We start from the raw sequence: 20,742 nt of genomic DNA on the forward strand, positions 1-20,742 counted from the left end.
CTTGGGTGGGATGACGTCGTCCCAGTTGTTGACCAGCTGCATGTTCTGGTTCACCAACCACACGTTCCCCGAGTTCACATCATTCAGGACCACCAGGTCCCGGTTCACCCGGAAAACATACGACGGCGACGCACTCGCCTTCGGCACCGCAACATTCTTATCATCAGCATCATTGACACAGTCCCGGACATACTTGTTCGCACCCGACCACGCCGCATGCACACACCCACCCAACTGCACCGGAGCGGCCGGAACACCCTCGCCATCAAACGCCACCGTCTTCGCGGAACCACCATCCAACGGCTGCTTCAACAACGCCTTCCGTGTCGCCACCGCCACAACATCACTGCCCGGCCCAGGCTGCTGCAACTTCGCATCCCGCGCATCCTCCAACGCCAGCCGCTTACCCCCAGGCAAAAACAGGCTCCCCGCAGCGGCATCCAACACCACCGGCCGGTCCCCCACCACCGTCATCTGCAAATCCCCGGCACCCTTAAGCCCATCCCACGTACTGGACTCCGACGACGTCACCGCTCCATTAGCATCGACCCCCGTCACCGTCACAGCCCCGGTCTTCGGATCCGCCGAATAAATCCGGTCATCAGACCCCACCGCCGACACAATCCCCGCCGAACCCACCACCACAGGCTCCGACGCTTCCTTATCAAAACCATTCACCGTGGACGGCGACACCGCCCACACCTTGCCCGACGCAGCATCCGTCACCGAAATCGTCCGCGCCCCAAAACTCACAACAGCCGCCCCCGGCAACTGCTTATCCCCACCCAGGCGCATATTCGCCGGCGACACCTGGTTCAACGTCGAACCAGCCTCATCATCAACAAACACCTCACCCGCATGCTGCAACACATCAAACGTCGTCGACGCCGGCGTCACCGCACCATCCAACACCCGCGACGGATAATTCAACCGCCCCACAGCATTCTTCGACTTCGAAACAACCCACACACCACCGTCGTTCAACTCCACCTCAGTGGTCTTAAACCCCGGATACAACACAGCACCCGTCACCACCACAGCAACCACAACACCAAACGCAGAACCGGCGATCCGGCGTGAGCGGAACGGGCGGCGCCATGGGGGTACGCCGGCGGCAGGGCTCTTAAGGCGCGTTTGTCCGCGACGCTTCATGAGTGAAAATCCCCCAGTAGATTTTTGGCTCGATGCCGGCAGCCGGCATCACAGGATCCCGGGCACCACAACGATACCGCTATACGCCAACAAATGGACAAATTCTTTCGGCCCGGTTGGAAGGGCCGGCGCCGGGAGAGGTCCTAGTCCAGGACCAGGCCCCTGCCCCGGCCGCGGGTGAGGCGGACGGGGTTGATCTCGCCAAAGCCGCGCACGTTCTCCGGCTCCTGGGGGATCATGACAAACCGCTCGTCGTGCTCCAGCGCAGAGGCAGTCATCGAATCCACCAGGACGGTTCCGGGATCGGCAAGCGTGGTCAAGCGCGCGGCCAGGTTGACGGTGGGGCCGTAGATGTCTCCCAGGCGGGACAGGATCCTGCCCCACACCATGGCCACCCGGGCCTCGGGGAGGATCTCATCCTCGGTGAAGGCCTCGGCGAGCGCCAGGGAAATCTCGGCACCGGCCGCCGGGGTCTCGGCGATGTACAGGACTTCATCACCCACGGTCTTGACCAGCCGGCCGCCGCCCACCGAGATGATCTCGGCACACTTGTTCTCGAAGCGCTGGACCAGCCGGGCCAGCGTCTTTTCGTTCATCCGGCGGGACAGGCTGGTGTAAGAAACCAGGTCCGCGAAACCAACCGCGCGGGCCAGGGGCAGCGGCGCGTCATCCTCGTCGCCTTCCCGGCCTTCCTCGCTGGCCTGCAGCCCGGCCTCGGCGCGCACCGCGAGCCGCTGGACACCGGCGTTGAGCTGGCGGCGCCAGGAGTAAACCAGCACTTCTTCTAGGGCGTCCACCAGGGCGGGAAGTTCATTGACCAGGCGTTTGCGGGCCACGGCGTCCGTGACGCCCTGCTCGTGGACCATGTCCTCCACCAAGGCCTCGATCTGCCAGACCACCATGCGGTCCGTCATCTGCCCGATGGAGCGGGTCACCGAGATGGCAGCTTCCTCCGTGAGCTTGCCGGCGCGGACCAGGTCCACGACGGTGGACAGCGCGGCCTGGTCGCGTTCGGTAAAGGCAACGTCCTCGTCGCCGAAGTTCGGGAACCCCAACGCACGCCACAGTTTGCGGGCGGAGAGCAATGAGAGCCCTGCGCCGGCGGCAACTTCACGGCGCCGGAGCTTGCGCTCACCGCCCAGCAGCCGTGCCTCGAGGGCTTTCATGGCCAGGCGTTCGGCGGACATGGCGCCGGTAGTCGGGTGCCGGTCCGTGCTCATCGAGGACCCGGGTTCCGGTGCCGTACCGGGGGCAGCCTCCGCATCGTCGGAAGCGGAGTCGGCGTCAAATGCGGCGGTGGTGCCGGGTGCGATGCCGTCCACGCGTTCCTGCTGGTCCTCATCGGTCATCCCGTCCACCTTCTCTCATGTCCTCCGGAAAATCCCCGGCGGGGTAATACGTCGCGCCGCCCGGCTGGGGCTCGCTGAAATCCGGGCTGTCCTCCGGCAGTTCCCCGATAGCGTCGAGGATAAAGTCGCGGAACCTGGAAACCTCGGGCACGTCGCGAAAGGTCACCACGCCCTGGTACCCGGTTTCCAAGGATATATTCCCGGAGCGCACCAGTCGCTGCAGCAGGGATTCGTGGACCATCAGGTTACGCACCGAGGCCAGGTTCACCTGCTGGTCCCGCCGGTTCAACAGCCCGTATCTGGCCACCATCCGCTGGCTGGTCAGGGTGTAGCGCGTGCTGTGCCAGCGGACGAGCCGGGGCAGGCAGTAACCCAGCCACACAGCAGCGGCCGCCACCACGCAGGCTGTGACCAGCCACGGCGTCCACTGGCGGTCAAGGGCAGGTGCCAGCCGGGCGGCTCCGCCCCGGATGATCCAGGCACTTGCGTAGGCAGCCACCGCCGGCGACAGGACGAACGCCACGGCAGCCCCGGCCAGCTTCCGCGGCTGCGGGCGGGTAGTGACGATCACCTGCTCCCCCGGAAGCAGGGTCCTACGCATAACCGCCATGATTGGGTGCATCCGGCGACACCCAGGGCCGCAGGTGGACAACGTCCCCGGCGGTTACCACATGCTCGCGCGAATCGCGGTCCACCACCAGCAACGAGCCGTAGTCGTCCAGCCGGGATGCGTGGCCAATGATTTCGTGGTCGCCTGGCAACTGCGCGCGCACCTGCTTGCCCAACGTCACCATGACCGCCTCCACCCTCTTGTGCAGCGAAGGGCCACCCGCCATACCGGCCGCGGGATCGCCGTCGGCATTGCAGAAACTGCGGTACAGCACCGCAAAGTGTGACAGGTAGCTCTTCAGCAGGGCCGTGCGGTCGGTGGTGCGCGCACCTTCCAGGGCGACGGAGGTGGCGGTGGGCACCGGGAGTTCGTCTTCGCGCAGGGTGACGTTCAGTCCCGTGCCCAGGATGACGGGCGGCACATTCCCGTCCACCATGGGGCCCAGCTGGGCCAGGATCCCTGCGATCTTCCGGCCCCGCACCAGGACATCGTTGGGCCACTTCAGCTCAGCCGGAATGCCGGCCGTTTCCAGGAGCGTTTCCCGCAGGGCCAGGGCGGCAATAAGGGACAGCCAGGAGTAGCTCTGGGTGGGCAGGGGCCGGCCGTCGGCGTTGACGGGGCGCAGCACAACGGAGACGGACACTGAACTCAGCGGCGGCGCCTCCCAGCGCCTGTCCAGCCGCCCCCTGGCCGCTGTCTGGTACTCGGCGGTCAGGACGGAGAGGTCCGTCCACGCTGCGGGCTCCACGGTGACGGAGCGCAGGAGGTCGGCATTGGTGGAACCGGTCGAGTCCACCACGTCAATCCGGGGTATTCCCGTAGCGGCAAGGAAACGCTGGTCGGCCAGGTCCCCTCGGTTCAGCGGGGTGCCCGGTGCGTGTGCGTCATCCATAGCTCGATCCTACCGATCCAGGCCGTGCCCCACCCAGCCGCGCCCCGCCACGGAACGCAGGGCCGGAGGCGGCGGCAAAGCCCGTTAGAGGAAGATATCGGGGACCAGCTGGTCCTCGGGGGCTCCCAGGCTGTAGGGCCGGAAGTCCGTCACGCCAGCGGCGCCAAGGACCTGTTCGTCCGTGTAGAAGTTTCCGGACGCCGGGCCACCGGCGGCGAGGTTGCTTCCGGTCAGGACGGCGTGGGCGGCGTCGGCCATGATCTGCGGTCCGCGGGCGGCCAGGACCATCGTCTCGCCGTGCGGCATGTTGCGGATGGCAGCCGTGTCGATCAGGGTGCACGGCCACAGCGAGTTGACCCTGATCCCGTCGGCCTTCAGTTCCTCGGCAAGGCCCAGCGTGGTCAGGCTCATGCCGTACTTGGCCATGGTGTAGGCAAGGTGCTTCCCGGCCCAGGACGGATCGAGGTTCAGCGGCGGCGAGAGGGTGAGGATATTTCCCTGGCCCGAGGCCCGGAGCGCGGGGAGCGCCAGCTTGGACAGCAGGAAGGTGCCCCGCACGTTGATGTCCTGCATCAGGTCGTACTTTTTCATGTCCACGGCGTCCGTCGTGGACAGGTCGATTGCTGAGGCGTTGTTGATGACGACGTCGATCCCGCCGAAGCGGTCCACCGCGGCTTCCACGGCGCCGGCCACGTCGGCGTCCCGGCGCACATCGCCAACAAGCGGCAGCGCCTGGCCACCCGCTTCTTCAAGTTCCGCGGCGGCGGTGAACACCGTGCCCGCCAGCTTGGGATGCGGTTCGCCCGTCTTGGCCAGGATCACGATGTTGGCGCCGTCGCGGGCCGCTCTCCTGGCAATCGCCAAGCCGATTCCCCGGCTTCCGCCGGAGATGAGGATGGTCCGGCCTGCCAGGGAGCCGGACGCCCGGTAGGGGCTTTCGGAAGCACGCAAAGCATCATCGCTTGAAGTCATGGGAACACTGTAACCCAAACAAGTTACCGGTGAGTAACATTGTGGAGGGGGCGCAGGAACGCCAGAAAATTGTAGGATCCCTACAGCTGCGGGCGTCCAAAGCGTCATTAGACTTGCCAGCAGGGTTCGTTCTTTGTGTGGTTGCTACTTAATGGTCCATACAGCTCGGCCCGCCAGCCAACAGAACTGACCTGCTACAGAGCCGGAGACACTTGATGAGCCACGATCTGACAACGACAGCGGGAAAGATTGCCGATTTCCGCGACCGCCAGGCGCGCGCCGAAAAGCCCTCCGGCCCCGAGGCCATCGAAAAGCAGCATGCACGCGGCAAGAACACGGCCCGCGAGCGCATCGCCATGCTCCTGGACGAAGACTCGTTTGTTGAATTCGACGCACTGGCGGTCCACCGCTCCACCGCCTTCGGCATGGAAAAGAAGAAACCGCTGGGTGATGGCCTGGTCTCCGGCTACGGCACCGTGGACGGCCGGCTGGTGGCGGTCTACAGCCAGGACTTCACGGTGTACGGCGGCTCGCTGAGCCAGGTCAACGGCGAAAAGATCGTCAAGGTCCAGGAATTCGCCCTCCGCAACGGCTGCCCCGTCGTCGGCATCCTGGACGGCGGCGGCGCGCGCATCCAGGAAGGCGTGGCCTCGCTGGCCATGTTCGCGGACATCTTCCGGAACAACGTGCACGCCAGCGGCGTGGTCCCCCAGATTTCGATCATCATGGGCCCCTCCGCCGGCGGCGCCGCCTACTCCCCCGCACTCACAGACTACGTAGTGATGGTGGACAAGACCTCCCACATGTTCATCACCGGGCCGGACGTCATCAAGACCGTTACGGGCGAAGACGTGGACATGGAAACCCTTGGCGGCGCGCGGCAGCACAACGCCACCACCGGCACCTCCACCTACTTGGCCTCCGACGAGACCGACGCCATCGAGTTCGTGCGCGAACTGCTGGACTTCCTGCCGTCGAACAACCTGTCCGAGGCGCCCGTGCTGGGGCACCAGCAGGAGTTGGAGATCGACGACGACGACCTCGGCCTGGACACGCTGGTCCCGGACTCGGCCAACCAGCCCTACGACATGCGCACCGTGGTGGAACAGATTGTCGATGACGGCCACTTCCTGGAGATGCAGGCCCTGTACGCCCCCAACGTCATGATCGGCTACGGCCGCGTGGAGGGCCACACCGTGGGCATCGTGGCCAACCAGCCGCTGCAGTTTGCCGGCACCCTGGACATCGCCGCTTCCGAGAAGGCAGCCCGCTTTGTGCGCCACTGCGACGCCTTCAACATCCCCATCATCACCCTCGTGGACGTCCCCGGCTTCCTGCCCGGCAAGGACCAGGAGTTCCAGGGCATCATCCGCCGCGGCGCCAAGCTCCTGTACGCCTACGCCGAGGCCACCGTTCCCAAGCTGACCGTCATCACCCGCAAGGCCTACGGCGGCGCCTACATCGTCATGGGTTCCAAGAAGCTCGGTGCCGACCTGAACCTCGCGTGGCCCACTGCCCAGATTGGCGTCATGGGCGCACAGGGGGCAGTGAACATCCTCTACCGCCGCGACCTTGCAGCCGTTGCCCAGGACGGCGGCGACGTCGAGTCCCGCCGCGCCGAGGTGATCCGGCAGTACGAGGAAGAACTCCTCAACCCCTACCAGGCAGCCGAACTCGGGTACGTGGACGCCGTGATCGCCCCCTCGGACACACGCATCCAGATCATCAAGGGCCTCCGGGCCCTGCGGGACAAGCGCGCCAGCCTTCCGGCCAAGAAGCATGGGAACATCCCGCTGTGACGGCCGAACACAATCCCGCACCCGGGCCCGACGAAGGCGCCCCCCTGCTCTCTGTTGTCAAAGGGCAGCCGACCGCCGAGGAACTGGCCGCGCTGACCGCCGTCGTCCTTTCCCTGGGCGGGGAAAGCCCGGCCCCCGCCACGACGCAAACCGTCCGGCACTGGGTGCGCCGCCAGCAGCTGCGGCTCGCGCCCACGCCGGGACCGGGTGCCTGGAAGCGCAGCCAGGGCTGATCTCCTCCCCGCCGGCCCCCAGATCCCGCTTCGCCCGACCCGGGTCCCTCGCCGGCGTGGGCGCAACCAGGCAGCCGGGTAGTCTCGGAATGTGACTACAGACACTGCACCCGCCGCGCGCCCGCATACCCGGATCGACGCCGTCGCGGACAACTACACGGACACCCTGATCAGGCTTAACCCGACATTCGCCACAACCCTTGGCCTGCCCGGACACGAAACGGAGTACCAGGACTTTTCGCCGGCCGGCATCGCCGGCTTCGCCGAAGCCGCACGGGATGCCCTCGCCGCCCTTGAGGGTATGCCGCCTGAAGACGACGTGGACGGCGTCACTTTGGACGCCATGCGGGAACGCCTGGGCCTTCAGCTGCTGATCCATGCCTCCGGCTGGGAATACGCGGAGCTGAACAACATTGCCTCCCCGGCACAGGACATCAGGGCCATCTTCGACCTCATGCCCACCGCAACCGAGCAGGACTGGGAGCACATCGCCGGGCGTGCGCACAACGTCCCGGCAGCCATCAGCGGCTACACCGAATCCCTGCGAATGGCCAGGGACGCCGGCCGGGTGGCCGCCGCCCGGCAGGTCCGGACCGTCATCGGACAGGTGACCAAGTACACCGCGCCGGACGGCTTCTTCGCCAAGCTGGCAGCCGGCGCCAGCACCGGCACAGGACCGCTGCCTGCAGCTTTGAAGGACAAGCTCGACGCCGGTGCCGTGGCCGCCAGGCACGCCTACGCCGGCCTGGCTGCATTCCTGCGCACCGAACTGCTTCCCGCCGCACCGGAAAAGGACGCCGTGGGCAGGGCCCGCTACGCCCTGGCATCCCGGTCATTCCTCGGCGCCGAGGTGGACCTTGAAGAGACGTACGCCTGGGGCGTCCAGGAACTGGACCGCCTCATTGCCGAACAGGAGAAGGTGGCACACGCCATCAAGGCAGGGGCATCCATTGCCGAAGCCAAGGACATCCTCAACAACGACCCCGCCCGGCAGCTGAAAGGCACGGAGGCGCTGCGGGAATGGATGCAGGGCCTCTCCGACAAAGCCGTTGCCGAACTGGCCGGGGTGCACTTCGACATCCCCGAGGTCATGAAGACCCTCGAATGCCGCATCGCCCCCACCGACGAAGGCGGGATTTACTACACCGGCCCGTCCGACGACTTCAGCCGCCCCGGCCGCATGTGGTGGTCCGTCCCCGCCGGCGAAGACACCTTCACCACGTGGGCCGAAACCACCACTGTGTACCACGAAGGCGTTCCAGGCCACCACCTCCAGGTGGCCACGGCGACCTACCGGCGCGAACTGCTGAACAAGTGGCGCCGGAACGTCTGCTGGACCTCCGGCCACGGCGAAGGCTGGGCCCTCTACGCGGAAAAACTCATGCAGGAACTGGGCTACCTCAACGACCCCGGCGACCACATGGGCATGCTGGACATGCAGCGCATGCGCGCGGCCCGCGTCGTCTTCGACATCGGGGTGCACCTGGAACTCCAGATGCCCCGACGCTGGGGAACCGGCACCTGGACCGCAGACAAGGGCTACGGCTTCCTCAAGGAAAACCTTCCCATCAGCGAAGGCCAGCTCAACTTCGAGTTCACCCGCTACCTTGGCTGGCCCGGCCAGGCACCCTCCTACAAAGTGGGCCAGAGGCTCTGGGAACAAATCCGCGCAGAACTTGAAACCAGGCCTGGCTTCGACCTCAAGGAGTTCCACACCAAGGCCCTCAACATTGGCTCGGTTGGACTGGATACCCTGCGCCGGGCGCTGCTCACCTGATCAGGGCCCCTGCGGCCGGTCCCCATGTTGTGGACAGCGCGCCCAGCAATCAATAAGCTTGCTTACTAAATTGCCGGGCGCAGTGCCGAATAAACAGGGAGACCACTTTGACTGACCTCCAGGGGACACCGGCCGGGACCGGGGTGCGCGGTGAGCTGCGCCAGGACACTTCCGTAGGAGGCAAGGACCTCACCCGCTGGGACAGTCGGACAGGCCGCCGCCTGGTGGGGGTTGTCCACCGCACCAGCCAGGCGTTGGGCCCGCACGGTGCACTGATCCTGACACTGCTGGTGGGGGCAGTCATTTCCGCCGCCTTGACCGCCGCCTTCAGCGAGGTCTACGAAGCAGTAGTGGCTGCCGACGGGGTGGCCGGGCTCGACCATCCGGTGCTGGCGGCCAGCAAGGACGTCCGCACCCCCACCCTGGACGCGGTTGTCACGGCCTTCACCGATGTTGGCGGGACCATCGGCATGCCCGTCCTGGCCGTCGTCATCATGGCGGTGCTCGCCTTCCGCCGCCGCTCCTGGACCCCCGTCATCCTGATCGTTACCGCAGGCCTCGGCTCGCTGCTGATGACCATTGCCGGCAAGCGCCTCGTGGGACGCGCCCGGCCGGACCTCAGCGATGCCGTACCGCCGTACGAACACTCGGCATCGTTTCCCAGTGGACACTCCCTGAATGCAGTGGTGATTGCCGGCATCGTGGCCTACCTCATCATCCTGCGGCTCCACTCGAACCGCGCCCGGATCCTGACAGCCGCCGCGGCAGCCCTCTTCGCTGTAGCGATCGGCTTGAGCAGGGTCTTCCTGGGCCATCACTGGCTCACGGACGTGCTTGCCGCGTGGGCACTTGGTGCTGCCTGGCTGGCAATCGTGATCACCGCGCACCGACTCTACCTGACCGTCAGGAAGCACCACGAACCGCGAGATGTTAAGCACATCCGCACCGGGAATAAGTAACACAACCCCCTGCATGCCTTATGTTTTCAGGGTTTTCTGGTTCCAGGTGCAACAGTGAGGGCGTAATATTTCTCAATACTCTTTCGACGTGGTAAGAGCAGGGGGTCTAGCTTGTTCTGGTGAGCACTCAGACAAGCACCCCATCCCCCGCTGGGAAGACCGGATTCCAGCTGCCCAAGTGGGCCGGCTCCTTCGGCTTCCAGATCATCGCAGCCCTCATTGTGGGCCTCGGCCTCGGCCTGCTGGCCAAGTACACCGGCAGCACCAAGGCCAACCCCAACGGCCTTGGCGCCACCTTGCAGACCATCGGGTCCAGCTACGTGTCCCTCCTGCAGACCGCCGTGGTGCCGCTGATCTTCACCGCCGTCGTCAGCTCCATCTCCAACCTGCGCCAGGTCTCAAACGCCGCCAGGCTGGCATGGAACACCCTCCTGTGGTTCGCCATCACGTCCCTGATCGCCGTACTGATCGGCATGGGCCTGGGCGTGCTGCTGCAGCCCGGCGCCAACACCGGCATCAGCGGGGAAGCCAAGTACACCGGCAAGTCCGGTGACTGGTGGGCCTTCCTCGTGGGCCTCTTCCCCAAGAACTTCCTGGGCCTGGGCGCCAGCTCCACGGTCGGCGATTCCGGCGCCGTCACCACCTCGATCAGCTTCAACGTCCTGCAGATCCTCGTCATCGCCATCGCCGTTGGTGTCGCCGCGCTCAAGGTGGGCAAGGCCGCGGAGCCCTTCCTCACCCTCAACGCCTCGGCCCTGGCCGTGATCCAGAAGGTCCTGTGGTGGATCATCCGCATCGCTCCCCTGGGCACCGTTGGCCTGATCGGCAACGCCGTCGCCGTCTACGGCTGGGACACCATTGGCTCGCTGGGCAAGTTCACCGTGGCCATCTACGCCGGCCTGGTCCTGGTGCTGTTCGTCGTGTACCCCATCCTGATCCGCAGCCACGGATTGTCCATCAAGCAGTACTTCTCCGGCGTATGGCCGGCCGTCCAGCTGGCCTTCGTCTCCCGCTCCTCCGTCGGAACCCTGCCGCTGACCCAGCGCGTGACCGAGCGCAGCCTGGGCGTCCCCCGCGCCTACGCCTCCTTCGCCGTCCCGCTGGGCGCCACCACCAAGATGGACGGCTGCGCCGCGATCTATCCCGCTGTGTCGGCAATCTTCGTAGCCCAGTTCTTCGGCATCCACCTGGACTTCAGCCAGTACCTGCTGATCGCCCTGGTCTCCGTCCTCGGCTCTGCGGCCACCGCGGGCACCACCGGCGCCGTGGTGATGCTCACCCTGACGCTCTCCACGCTGGGACTGCCGCTCGCCGGCGTCGGCCTCCTGCTGGCCATCGACCCCATCCTGGACATGGGCCGCACGGCCGTGAACGTTGCGGGCCAGGCCCTGGTTCCCACCATCGTGGCCAAGCGCCAGGGAATCCTGGATGAGTCGCTCTACAACGCACCGCGCAACGGCACGCCGTTCGTGGATGAGGGCACCCCGGACGGAGCCGCCACCGACGGCACCAGCGCCGACACCGCACCCCGCGAACTGCAGGATGCAAAGGCGTAGCGCGCCGCAGCAATGAAAAACGTCCCCGGGAAAATTTCCCGGGGACGTTTTTCGTTGTCGAAGGACTGTGTCTCCAGCCCGTAACCGGCCGCTGGTCAGCGACCGGCGCCGCCAATCACCCCGTTCTGGACCGCCTTGGTGACCGCGTCGGCTTCGGCCTGGGTCAGCTTGCCGTCCGTGACAGCCTGGTCCAGGCGTGTTTTGAGCTCGGCGGCACGGTCAGCCTGGGCCTCGGTGCGGAGGTCCTGCAGGGCCTGCGCCACCTTCGCCTCGTCAACGCCCAGCCCATCAGCGAGGGACTTGGCCAGGGCCGCGTCGCGGGTTGCCGGATCCGGCTTCTGGCCCTCCGCGGGCGGGGTGGCGGGCTTGTTGGCGTCCCGGAAGGCCTTCAGCGCGTCACTCACCTTCGTTTCGTCCACCCCCAGCTTCGTGGCCAGCGCAGAAGCATCCATCATCATCCCGTGACCAGCCCGGCTACCGTGCCGGCCCATACCGTCGCTGTCCGTCCCGGTGCTTCCGTCAGCCGACGCGCTGGAGCTTGCGCTCGGGGTGGGGCTGGGCGTGGCGGTGGTCGCAGATGCCATGCCGGCGAAACCGACGCCGGCTGCAAGCGCCAGCGCGGCTCCAGACATGCCCAGGGTCATTTTCTTCGTGGGGTTCATATCGTGTCTCCTGATCGAGCCGTCACCCTACGGCCGCTGGTGGGGTGCCTCGTAGCGAGACATTCCAAGCATCTGCGCCCAGCTTCAGGAGACGCTGTTGGGAAGCTTTCGTTCTCCTGTGAACACAGGCTCGTGACTCTTTGACCCGAATGAACTGAAAATCTTGCCCAGAGTGCAAAGTTGCACGTAGTGTAATCTCGTGACCACCTCCTCGCCATCGCCCGGCCCCACACCGGCCCCCCGGTCGCGGCGTGAGCTCAACAAGGCTGCAACCCGGCAGGCCATCACAAACGCCGCACTCGAACTCCTGCGCGCCAAGGGCCCGGGGAACTTCACGGTGGAGGACATCGCCGAGGCAGCCGGCATCTCGCGCCGCACCTTCTTCAACTACTTCAGCACCACCGACGCCGCCCTTGCCTCGATCGTGCACGGCTTCCTGGACAACGCCATCCAGCAGCTGCGCCTCCGGCCGGTGGATGAACCCCTGCTGGAGTCCGCCCAGGCCGCGTTGATCGCCCTCGCCGACCCCAAAGCGATAGCCCCGCTCGCCGAACTCTTCACGCTGACGCAACAAAGCCCGCTCATGGCCCACACCGAACTTGAGGCGTGGGACCACTGCCGGGGCCAGGTCTTCACCGTCGCGCGCGAGCGCCTCGCCGACACCCCCGGCGGGCAGGACGAACTGTACGTCCACGCCCTGGCGGGCTCCGTCATCTCCTGCGGAAAGGCTGCCATGGAAGTCTGGTTCACCCGCCGCGGGCCGGACCTGTCACCCAGGTCGCTGGCTGAACTCCGCCAACTGCTCATCGACGCCATGGCCCTGCTGGGCACCGGCTTCACCACACCTGCTCGATCCGCTTCCCGTTCCTCCTGATCAGATCGGTTTTCCGCATGGCACTCCTCCTCTACCGCCTCGGCACGTTCGCCTACCGCCGGCGCTGGCTTGTCATCTCCCTGTGGCTTGCCGTGCTGGTCGCCGTGGGCGGCTCGGCCGCGGCATTCCACGGCACCCTGTCCAACAACTTCCAGATCCCCGGCACCGAAACCCAGCGGATCGCGGACAAGCTCAAGCAGGACCTGCCCTCAGCCTCAGGCGGCAGCGCCACGATCGTCTTCGAGGCGCATGACGGCGGCTTCACGGCCGAGAGCCGGGCCGCCGTGACAGACGCGCTCAAGAAACTCCAGGACCTGCCCGAGGTCCGCGGCACCGTGGACCCGTTTGCCACCCAGGCCCAGGTGGACCAGGCCGGCAAGGCCATCACCGACGGCGAGCAACAGCTTGCCGGCGGGCAGGCACAGCTTGATGCCTCCCGCGCCCAGCTGGAGGCCGGCAAGGCGCAGCTGGCGGCAGCCGAACAGCAGCTCACCGCCGCCGGCGCGCCGGCAGCCGTCATTGACGCGCAGTTGGGCCAGCAGAAGGCAGCCCTGGCACAGGGCCAGGCAAAGCTCGACGCCGGCACCCAGGAACTGGAAGCCAACAAGGCCAAGCTTGAACTCGGCAAGCGCCAGGCCGAGGCAGCGTCCGCCATCCGCTTCGTCTCCGAAGACAACAAGGCCGCAGTGGCGCAGGTGCAGTTCAACACCTCCATCAACGGCCTGGCCCCGGCGGTGCGCAAGCAGGTGCAGGAGATTGCCCACCAAACCTCCTCTGCAGGCGTTACCGCGCTGGCCAGCAAGGAAATCACTGAGGACATCTCGGCCCTGTTCGGCACCGCAGAAATCGTTGGCATCGCCGTCGCCGCACTGGTCCTGATCCTCATGCTCGGCACGCTCATCGCCGCCGGACTGCCGCTGCTGATGGCCATCATCGGCGTCGGCGTGGGCGTCGGCATCACGTTCGCGCTCTCCGGCCTGTTCGACATGAGCTCCATCTCTCCCATGCTTGCCCTCATGCTGGGCCTCGCCGTCGGCATCGACTACTCGCTGTTCATCGTCAACCGGCACCGCACCCAGCTCCTGGCCGGCATGGACCCTGAGGAGTCCGTGGCCAGGGCCAACGGCACGTCCGGCAACGCCGTGGTCTTCGCCGGCCTTACCGTGGTCATCGCCCTCGCGGCCCTGGTGGTCCCCGGACTGCCGTTCCTCACCGTCATGGGCCTCGCCGCAGCAGGAACCGTGGCCGTGGCGGTGCTTGTTGCCATCACGCTGACCCCCGCCATGCTGTCCCTGATCGGCCGGCGCATCATCTCCAAGCGGGCCTGGGCCAAGGCTGAGGCCCACAACGCCCGGCCGGACCACGAGGCCGCGGACGTTGCCATGGACCGCGAACGCAGCACCCGCGGTTGGGGCGGTCTGGTCACCAGGCACCCCTGGGTTGCACTGATCGCGGGCATCCTCCTGCTGGGCACCCTGGCGCTGCCCGCCACCCAGCTGCAGCTGGCACTGCCGGACGGCGGCTCGGAGCCGGTGGAGTCCGAGGCGTACAAGGCCTACGTCCTGACAGCCCGCAGCTTCGGGGAGGGCGTCACCGGACCGATTGTTGCCGTGGGCGAGTTCCCCGCAGGCTTGGACGCAGGCCAGGCGCAGAAGCTGCAGTTCGACATTGCGGACAAGCTCCGTGCCGTGGACAACGTGGTGGCCGCCGTGCCGGTGGCACTCAGCGAGGACCGCCGGACCGCCGTCTTCCAGGTCATCCCCAAGGAAGGCCCCGCGAGCGCCAGCACCGTCAAGGTGGTCTCGGAACTGCGCGGCCTCAACGCCGGGATCAAGTCCGACTACGACGTCACCATGGGCCTGACCGGGCAGACCGCCGGCAACGTGGATGTCTCCACCAAGCTCGGCGACGCCCTGCCGCCCTACCTGGCCATCGTCGTCGGCCTTTCCCTGATCCTGCTCCTGCTGGTCTTCCGCTCCATCGTGGTCCCGCTGCTGGCAACGGGTGGCTTCCTGCTGTCCCTGTCCGCCGCCTTCGGCGCCGTCGTGGCTGTCTACCAGTGGGGCTGGCTGGGGAACGTGTTCGACGTCGCCAACCCCGGCGCCGTGCTGAGCTTCCTGCCCATCATCCTGATCGGCGTGCTGTTCGGCCTGGCCATGGACTACCAGGTGTTCATTGCCTCCGGCATGCGGGAGGCCTACATGCATGGTTCACCGGCAAAGGAAGCGGTCCGGGTGGGGTTCCGGCACGCAGCCGCGGTGGTCACCGCCGCCGCGATCATCATGGTCAGCGTCTTCTCCGGCTTCATCTTCAGCCACCTCACCATGGTGCGGCCGCTGGGCTTCGCGATGGCCTTCGGCGTCCTGTTCGACGCGTTCGTGGTGCGCATGACCATCGTCCCGGCCGTGATGTACCTGCTGGGCGAAAAGTCCTGGTGGCTGCCGCGCTGGCTGGACCGGATCCTGCCGGACGTGGACGTTGAGGGCGCGAAGCTCGACCGCGGCCAGGCGGAACCGGCCCCCGGCGAGCTCGTCCACTAGGGCCAGCTGGTCCACTAGGCTGAAGCCGTGCTCCATCTGATTCTTGCCTCCCAGTCCCCCGCCCGCACCAAGCTCCTCGCCGAGGCCGGCATCCGGCACACCGTGCTGGTGTCCGACGTCGACGAGGACGCCGTCCAGGCGCGGTACGGCGTCACCGACCCGCACGACACCGCGCTGCTGCTGGCGCGGGCCAAGGCCGAAGCGGTGGCGTCGCTCCCGGAGGCGGAAGGCGCCCTGGTGCTGGGCTGCGACTCCGTCTTCGAGTTCGACGGCGAGGCGCATGGCAAGCCCTATACGGCTGACGTCGCGCGCGAACGGATGCTCCGGATGAGCGGCAGCGCAGGCGTGCTGCACACCGGCCACTGGCTGGTGGACTGCAGGGACACGGACGACGACGGCACAGCGGGCCGCGGGTCGGGCGCCACGCTGGGGGCGGTCGCCTCCGCCGAAGTCTCCTTCCAGGAGATGGACCCGGAGGAGATCGACGCCTACATCGCCACCGGCGAGCCGCTGCACTGCGCGGGCTCCTTCACGATCGACGGCCTCGGCGGGGCGTTCATCCGGAAGGTCGACGGCGACCCGCACGCCGTCGTCGGCCTCTCCGTTTCCACCCTCCGCGGCCTGCTGGCTGCCGCCAGCGTGCGCATCACGGACCTCTGGCCCCCGCGTTAAAGCACTCCATTTTCCGCACTCCTTGTAGCTTCCCTACAAAGGAAGGCTGCTTTACACGCGGATTCCGCAAGTAATATCGGCGGAACCCTCAAAACCGCGCTAGGCTCCCTGAAGGAAAGAAGGAGACGCCTTGTCAGCAAATTTGGAGCAGTCCGCAGGTACCACGCAGCCCAGCCTCACAAAGGTGCTGATCGCCAACCGGGGTGAAATCGCCGTGCGCATCATCCGGGCGGCCCGCGATGAAGGCATCGCGTCCGTGGCCGTCTACGCAGACCCGGACCGCGACGCGCTGCACGTCCGGCTCGCTGACGAGGCCTACGCCCTGGGCGGTACCACCGCGGCTGAGTCCTACCTGGTGATGGACAAGATCATCGATGCCGCCCGCCAGTCAGGCGCGGACGCCATCCACCCCGGCTATGGCTTCCTGGCCGAAAACGCCGGGTTCGCCGCTCGCGTGATCGAGGCCGGCATCACCTGGATCGGCCCCTCCCCTGAGGCCATCTCCGCCCTTGGCGACAAGGTCCAGGCACGGCACATCGCCGAAAAGGTGGGCGCTCCCCTGGTCCCCGGCACGGCCGACCCCGTGGAATCCGCTGAAGAAGTCCTCGACTTCGTGGACCAGCACGGGCTGCCCGTGGCCATCAAGGCTGCCTTCGGCGGCGGCGGGCGCGGCATCAAGGTGGCCCGCACCCGCGAGGAAATTCCTGAACTCTACGAATCCGCAGTTCGCGAGGCCACCGCCGCCTTCGGCCGTGGTGAATGCTTCATCGAGCGCTTCCTGGACGCTCCCCGGCACGTGGAAACCCAGTGCCTGGCAGACGCCCACGGCAACGTGGTGGTGGTGTCCACCCGCGACTGCTCCCTGCAGCGGCGCAACCAGAAACTCGTGGAGGAAGCACCCGCCCCGTTCCTCACCGAGGACCAGAACCGCCGGCTCTACGAATCCTCCAAGGCCATCCTGAAGGAAGCCGGCTACCTCGGCGCCGGCACCTGCGAATTCCTCGTGGGCCAGGACGGCACCATCTCCTTCCTTGAGGTCAATACCCGCCTCCAGGTGGAGCACTGCGTCTCGGAAGAGGTCACCGGCATCGACCTGGTCCGCGAGCAGTTCCGGCTGGCCCGCGGCGAGGAACTGGGCTACGGCGATCCCGAAGTGCGCGGCCACTCCATCGAGTTCCGCATCACCGGCGAGGATCCGGGCAGGAACTTCCTGCCCGCCCCCGGCACCCTCCGCGTCCTGAAGAACCCCACCGGCCCCGGTGTCCGCGTGGACTCCGGCGTAGAGCAGGGCGACGTGATCAGCGGGAACTTCGACTCCATGCTGTCCAAGCTCATCGTCACCGGCGCAAGCCGCCCGCAGGCCCTCCAGCGCGCCCGCAGGGCACTGGAGGAAATGGTGGTTGAAGGCATCCCTACCGTGATTCCATTCGACCTCGCCGTGGTCACCGACCCCGCGTTCGCGCCCGCCGAAGGCCCGTTCACCGTCCACACGCGCTGGATCGAGACGGAGTTCACCAACAACCTGCCCGCGTGGACCCCGGACGCGCCGGCGGACACCGATGCCTCCGCCGAGGACCGCCAGCGCGTGGTGGTTGAGGTCGGTGGCAAGCGCCTTGAAGTGGTCCTACCCGCATCGCTGGGCACGCCGGGAACGGCAGCAGCCGCCGGCAAGCCGGGCAAGTCCAAGAAGCGCTCCCGCTCTGCGGGCCCCGCCGCCGCCACGGGCAACGCCCTGACCTCCCCCATGCAGGGAACCATCGTGAAGGTTGCCGTGGCCCACGGCGATGTGGTGGCCGAGGGCGATCTGGTGGTGGTCCTCGAGGCCATGAAGATGGAGCAGCCCCTCACCGCGCACCGGTCCGGGACCATCACCGGCCTGACGGCAGCGGCAGGCGAGACAGTGTCCGCGGGCGCCATCATCGCCACCATCGAAGACTAAGGGCGGTCCGGCAGCATGCTTGCACCCAGCTTCCAGGAAGAAGTGCACCGTTACCACCAGGCGGTCCCCGAGATCACCCGGGGCAACCCGGAGCCCATCAAGGAACTGTATTCACGGCTCGACGACGTCACCCTAGCCAACCCCTTCGGCGGGATTGCCCGCGGCTGGCCCCAAGTGGAGGCCCGGCTTGACCAGGCCGCCCGGCAGTTCCGCGACGGCGAAATGCTCGGCTTCGACACCGTCACCTCCTACACGGCCCGCGACACCGCGTACCTGGTGGAAACCGAGCACTTCCGGGCCCGCCTGGAGAATGCGGCGGCAACCGAGGAGTTCGCGCTGCGGGTCACCAGCATCTTCCGCCGCGAGGAGGGCTACTGGAAGCTGGTCCACCGCCATGCCGATCCCGCGGCCCGGCCGCAGTCCCGCAGGTCCCTGACCCAGACCACGGCGTAGCCCAGGCAGGTTGGCCTGCGCCGGCATGCACCGGCACCAGCGCCCGTGGTGGCGGGGGCGCGTTGCCGGCGGCATGCACGGTGCTGGCAGCCTGCTCCGGGAGGATGCAGACTTAGCACATGCTGCCTTTCCTGCTCCTGGCCTCCCGCGCGGAAGACGCGGCCGCGGAGGACGAGTACGCTGCGTACCTGAAATACGGCGGGCTTGAGGAGCGGGAGTTGCGCCGGGTCCGGCTCGAAGCGGCTCCCCTGCCTGCACTGGACCTGTCCGGGTTCTCAGGCGTCATCGTCGGCGGCAGCCCCTTCACTTCAAGTGATCCGCCGGGGCAGAAGAGCCCGATCCAGCACCGGGTGGAGCGTGAACTGTCAGCCCTCCTGGACGAACTCGTGGCCCGTGATTTCCCTTTCCTGGGCGCCTGCTACGGGGTGGGAACGCTCGGCAAGCACCAGGGCGCCGTGATTGACAGGACCTACGGTGAGCCGCTCGGCGCGGTGGAGATCGAGCTGACAGACGACGGCGTGCGCGACCCGCTGCTCCAGGGACTGCCGCGGACGTTCACTGCCTTCACGGGGCACAAGGAGGCTGTCAGTTCACTGCCGCCGCATGCGGTGCTGCTGGCCCGGGCCGCCACCTGCCCCGTGCACATGTTCCGCATCAGGACCAACCTGTACGCCACCCAGTTCCATCCGGAACTGGACGCGGACGGCCTGGTGACGCGGATCGACATCTACCGTCACGCCGGGTACTTTCCGCCGGAATCCGCCGAAGAGCTGATGGACAACGCCCGCAGTTTCACTGTCACCGAGCCGATGACCGTGCTGAAGAACTTCGTGGCGCGCTACGCCCGCTGAGCACTTCCCTATTAACGGCAATACTGGAAAAGTCCCTGAGCCGGCGTGGCCCAGCCAAAAACTGACGTGCCTGGCGGCACTGTCTTTCCGACGCTCTGTCAGCCGGCTCAAGGTCCGTCAGAGGGTGTCGAGCCAGGCGGACATGACTTCATAGCGCCTCTGTGTGTCAAGCAGCAGTGTTTAGGGCCTGCTGGTGGTCGTGCAGAATTCGCCGGTAGAGGACGTTGGAGAGGCGTCGTTTGAGTGCTCTGCGGGCTTCGCGGGGTGTTTTTCCTTCGCCGGTTTTCTTCAGGTAGTAATCCCGCCCTGGTCCCGGGTCGCGGCTTTGACAGATTGCCATGGTGTGCAGCACTGAGTTGAGCTGCCGGTTGCCGCCGGTGTTCAGTCTGTGGCGGTTCTGATTGCCGCTTGAGGCTTGCAGGGGCGCCGTTCCTGTGTAGCTGGCGAAGTGTGAGGCGCTCGGGAACCTGGTGATGTCGCCGACATGGCCGAGAAGCTTTGCCGCGAGCACGACGCCAACTCCCGGGATCTCCTGCAAGGTCGTGGCGGATGCTGCCAGGGCTTCACGGGTTTGTGCTTCGTTGCCTTTGATGGCTGTGTCGATGCGCCGCAGGTCAGCCAGCAGGTCCCGGGCGAGTTCGCGTCGGACGGCATCGGTGGCTGTTGCCGGCCGGACAATACGCAGCGCGGCGGCCGCCTTGTCAGCATTGAGGCCGGTCTCGACGCCGCCGGGTACCAGTTCACGCAGGAGCCGGTGCAGGCGGTTCAGTATCCGGGCGCGCTCGTGGCCAAGGTCTTCGCGGCGCTCGGCCAACAATCGCAGAATCGTGCTCTGGTTTTCGGCCGTAACCGTCCGCAGATTCTCCTGCCGAAGTGCAGTGACGGCAACGGCGAAGGCATCGGCCGGGTCACTCTTTCGGCCACCGCCGGTGGAAAGAACTCTGACCTTCATGGCCAACGTCGAGGGGACATCGACCACGGACTCCCCGCGGGCCACAAGGATCTGGGCAATTCCGCGTCCGAGCCCGTTGGCGCCCTCAATCGCGAATCTCCGTTCAGGCCATTGCTCGGCCCAACCCAACAGTTGCTTGGCAGTGCCGGCATTGACCACGAAGCGCCGCACCGCGAGTTGGCAACCTAAGGAATCGATGGCTGAGGCAGTAACGGAGGATTTATGTGGATCGATGCCGATAACAATCATGTCCAGGGTTTCCTTTCGCCGATTTCGGTGATGGATCACCCGTGGCGGGCACCCTGACTTGAAGTGTTTGCATGCCTCTGTCGAGCCACGCCCCGGGCGGGCGTCAGCGGCGCGGCACGCTATGAGTGAGCCAACCCGAACGATAGGGGCGGCAAGGAGCTTGCGGACCTGTGCCGGCTGACACCCTGGACGCTACAAGACTGCAGATCTTGCGGCGTCCCACCCCTAATGGAACAAGTCAGGAGCCTGAT

The 20,742-nt window shown here is 66.6% G+C and carries 17 protein-coding genes and 1 pseudogene; 11 read left to right on the top strand and 7 right to left on the bottom strand.

The features are described from left to right. From ACTJK0_RS20485 to ACTJK0_RS20505, 5 genes and pseudogenes are all read right to left on the bottom strand, one after another. A pseudogene (locus ACTJK0_RS20485) lies at nucleotides 1-1,152 on the bottom strand (Ig-like domain-containing protein); the annotation flags it as partial. 143 nt (nucleotides 1,153-1,295) lie between these two features. Then, nucleotides 1,296-2,501, bottom strand: a complete 1,206-nt coding sequence (locus ACTJK0_RS20490) for an adenylate/guanylate cyclase domain-containing protein (protein ID WP_440746418.1) — start codon at nucleotides 2,499-2,501, stop codon at nucleotides 1,296-1,298. Then, the gene (locus ACTJK0_RS20495) at nucleotides 2,491-3,102 is read right to left on the bottom strand and encodes a PH domain-containing protein (protein WP_440746419.1); all 612 of its coding nucleotides are present in this window, start codon (nucleotides 3,100-3,102) and stop codon (nucleotides 2,491-2,493) included. The genes ACTJK0_RS20490 and ACTJK0_RS20495 overlap by 11 nt, the downstream gene beginning before the upstream one ends. After that, nucleotides 3,095-4,003 carry a biotin--[acetyl-CoA-carboxylase] ligase gene (locus ACTJK0_RS20500; RefSeq protein ID WP_440746420.1) on the bottom strand — a complete coding sequence of 303 codons (909 nt, stop codon included), beginning with the start codon at nucleotides 4,001-4,003 and terminating at the stop codon, nucleotides 3,095-3,097. Before ACTJK0_RS20500 ends, ACTJK0_RS20495 begins: the two co-directional genes overlap by 8 nt. An 84-nt stretch (nucleotides 4,004-4,087) precedes the next feature. Further along, entirely contained in the window at nucleotides 4,088-4,975 is an 888-nt protein-coding gene (locus tag ACTJK0_RS20505) for an SDR family oxidoreductase (RefSeq protein WP_110542872.1), read from the bottom strand. 215 nt (nucleotides 4,976-5,190) lie between these two features. On the opposite strand from ACTJK0_RS20505, the gene ACTJK0_RS20510 reads away from it, so the two are divergent. From ACTJK0_RS20510 to ACTJK0_RS20530, 5 genes are all read left to right on the top strand, one after another. Next, a complete protein-coding gene (locus tag ACTJK0_RS20510) occupies nucleotides 5,191-6,774 on the top strand; it encodes an acyl-CoA carboxylase subunit beta (protein WP_110542871.1) in 1,584 nt (527 codons plus the stop codon). Beyond that, nucleotides 6,771-7,007, top strand: coding sequence for an acyl-CoA carboxylase subunit epsilon (locus ACTJK0_RS20515; protein WP_440746421.1), 237 nt, complete (start codon nucleotides 6,771-6,773; stop codon nucleotides 7,005-7,007). Before ACTJK0_RS20510 ends, ACTJK0_RS20515 begins: the two co-directional genes overlap by 4 nt. A 91-nt stretch (nucleotides 7,008-7,098) precedes the next feature. Next, a complete protein-coding gene (locus ACTJK0_RS20520) occupies nucleotides 7,099-8,784 on the top strand; it encodes a DUF885 domain-containing protein (RefSeq protein ID WP_440746422.1) in 1,686 nt (561 codons plus the stop codon). Nucleotides 8,785-8,891: 107 nt separating this feature from the next. Next, entirely contained in the window at nucleotides 8,892-9,743 is an 852-nt protein-coding gene (locus tag ACTJK0_RS20525) for a phosphatase PAP2 family protein (RefSeq protein ID WP_440746423.1), read from the top strand. Between the two features lie 119 nt (nucleotides 9,744-9,862). Next, complete coding sequence (locus ACTJK0_RS20530) at nucleotides 9,863-11,299, top strand: dicarboxylate/amino acid:cation symporter (RefSeq protein WP_110542869.1); 1,437 nt, start codon at nucleotides 9,863-9,865, stop codon at nucleotides 11,297-11,299. Nucleotides 11,300-11,394: 95 nt separating this feature from the next. On the opposite strand, the gene ACTJK0_RS20535 is transcribed toward ACTJK0_RS20530, so the two are convergent. Beyond that, nucleotides 11,395-11,961 carry a hypothetical protein gene (locus ACTJK0_RS20535; protein WP_440746424.1) on the bottom strand — a complete coding sequence of 189 codons (567 nt, stop codon included), beginning with the start codon at nucleotides 11,959-11,961 and terminating at the stop codon, nucleotides 11,395-11,397. A 199-nt stretch (nucleotides 11,962-12,160) separates the two neighbouring features. On the opposite strand from ACTJK0_RS20535, the gene ACTJK0_RS20540 reads away from it, so the two are divergent. The 6 genes from ACTJK0_RS20540 to ACTJK0_RS20565 all read left to right on the top strand — a co-directional run bounded on the left by ACTJK0_RS20540 (nucleotide 12,161) and on the right by ACTJK0_RS20565 (nucleotide 19,290). Further along, nucleotides 12,161-12,835: a TetR/AcrR family transcriptional regulator gene (locus tag ACTJK0_RS20540; protein ID WP_440746425.1), complete on the top strand. Its 675-nt coding sequence runs from the start codon at nucleotides 12,161-12,163 to the stop codon at nucleotides 12,833-12,835. Between the two features lie 17 nt (nucleotides 12,836-12,852). After that, a complete protein-coding gene (locus ACTJK0_RS20545) occupies nucleotides 12,853-15,375 on the top strand; it encodes an MMPL family transporter (RefSeq protein ID WP_440746426.1) in 2,523 nt (840 codons plus the stop codon). Nucleotides 15,376-15,402: 27 nt separating this feature from the next. Beyond that, nucleotides 15,403-16,047: a Maf family nucleotide pyrophosphatase gene (locus ACTJK0_RS20550; protein WP_110542865.1), complete on the top strand. Its 645-nt coding sequence runs from the start codon at nucleotides 15,403-15,405 to the stop codon at nucleotides 16,045-16,047. A 130-nt stretch (nucleotides 16,048-16,177) separates the two neighbouring features. Further along, a complete protein-coding gene (locus ACTJK0_RS20555) occupies nucleotides 16,178-17,986 on the top strand; it encodes an acetyl/propionyl/methylcrotonyl-CoA carboxylase subunit alpha (protein ID WP_440746427.1) in 1,809 nt (602 codons plus the stop codon). 15 nt (nucleotides 17,987-18,001) lie between these two features. Continuing rightward, nucleotides 18,002-18,439 carry a nuclear transport factor 2 family protein gene (locus tag ACTJK0_RS20560; protein ID WP_110542863.1) on the top strand — a complete coding sequence of 146 codons (438 nt, stop codon included), beginning with the start codon at nucleotides 18,002-18,004 and terminating at the stop codon, nucleotides 18,437-18,439. A gap of 119 nt (nucleotides 18,440-18,558) precedes the next feature. Then, a complete protein-coding gene (locus ACTJK0_RS20565; protein ID WP_110542862.1) occupies nucleotides 18,559-19,290 on the top strand; it encodes a glutamine amidotransferase in 732 nt (243 codons plus the stop codon). Between the two features lie 166 nt (nucleotides 19,291-19,456). Here ACTJK0_RS20565 and ACTJK0_RS20570 read toward each other — a convergent pair whose 3' ends face one another. Continuing rightward, nucleotides 19,457-20,491 (bottom strand): IS110 family transposase, encoded by a 1,035-nt coding sequence (locus ACTJK0_RS20570; RefSeq protein ID WP_440744473.1) that lies wholly within the window; start codon nucleotides 20,489-20,491, stop codon nucleotides 19,457-19,459. Between the last annotated feature and the right edge of the window lie 251 nt (nucleotides 20,492-20,742).

It is taken from the genome of Paenarthrobacter sp. 22069 (assembly GCF_052046035.1).
In the GTDB taxonomy this organism is placed as follows: Bacteria; Actinomycetota; Actinomycetes; order Actinomycetales; family Micrococcaceae; genus Arthrobacter.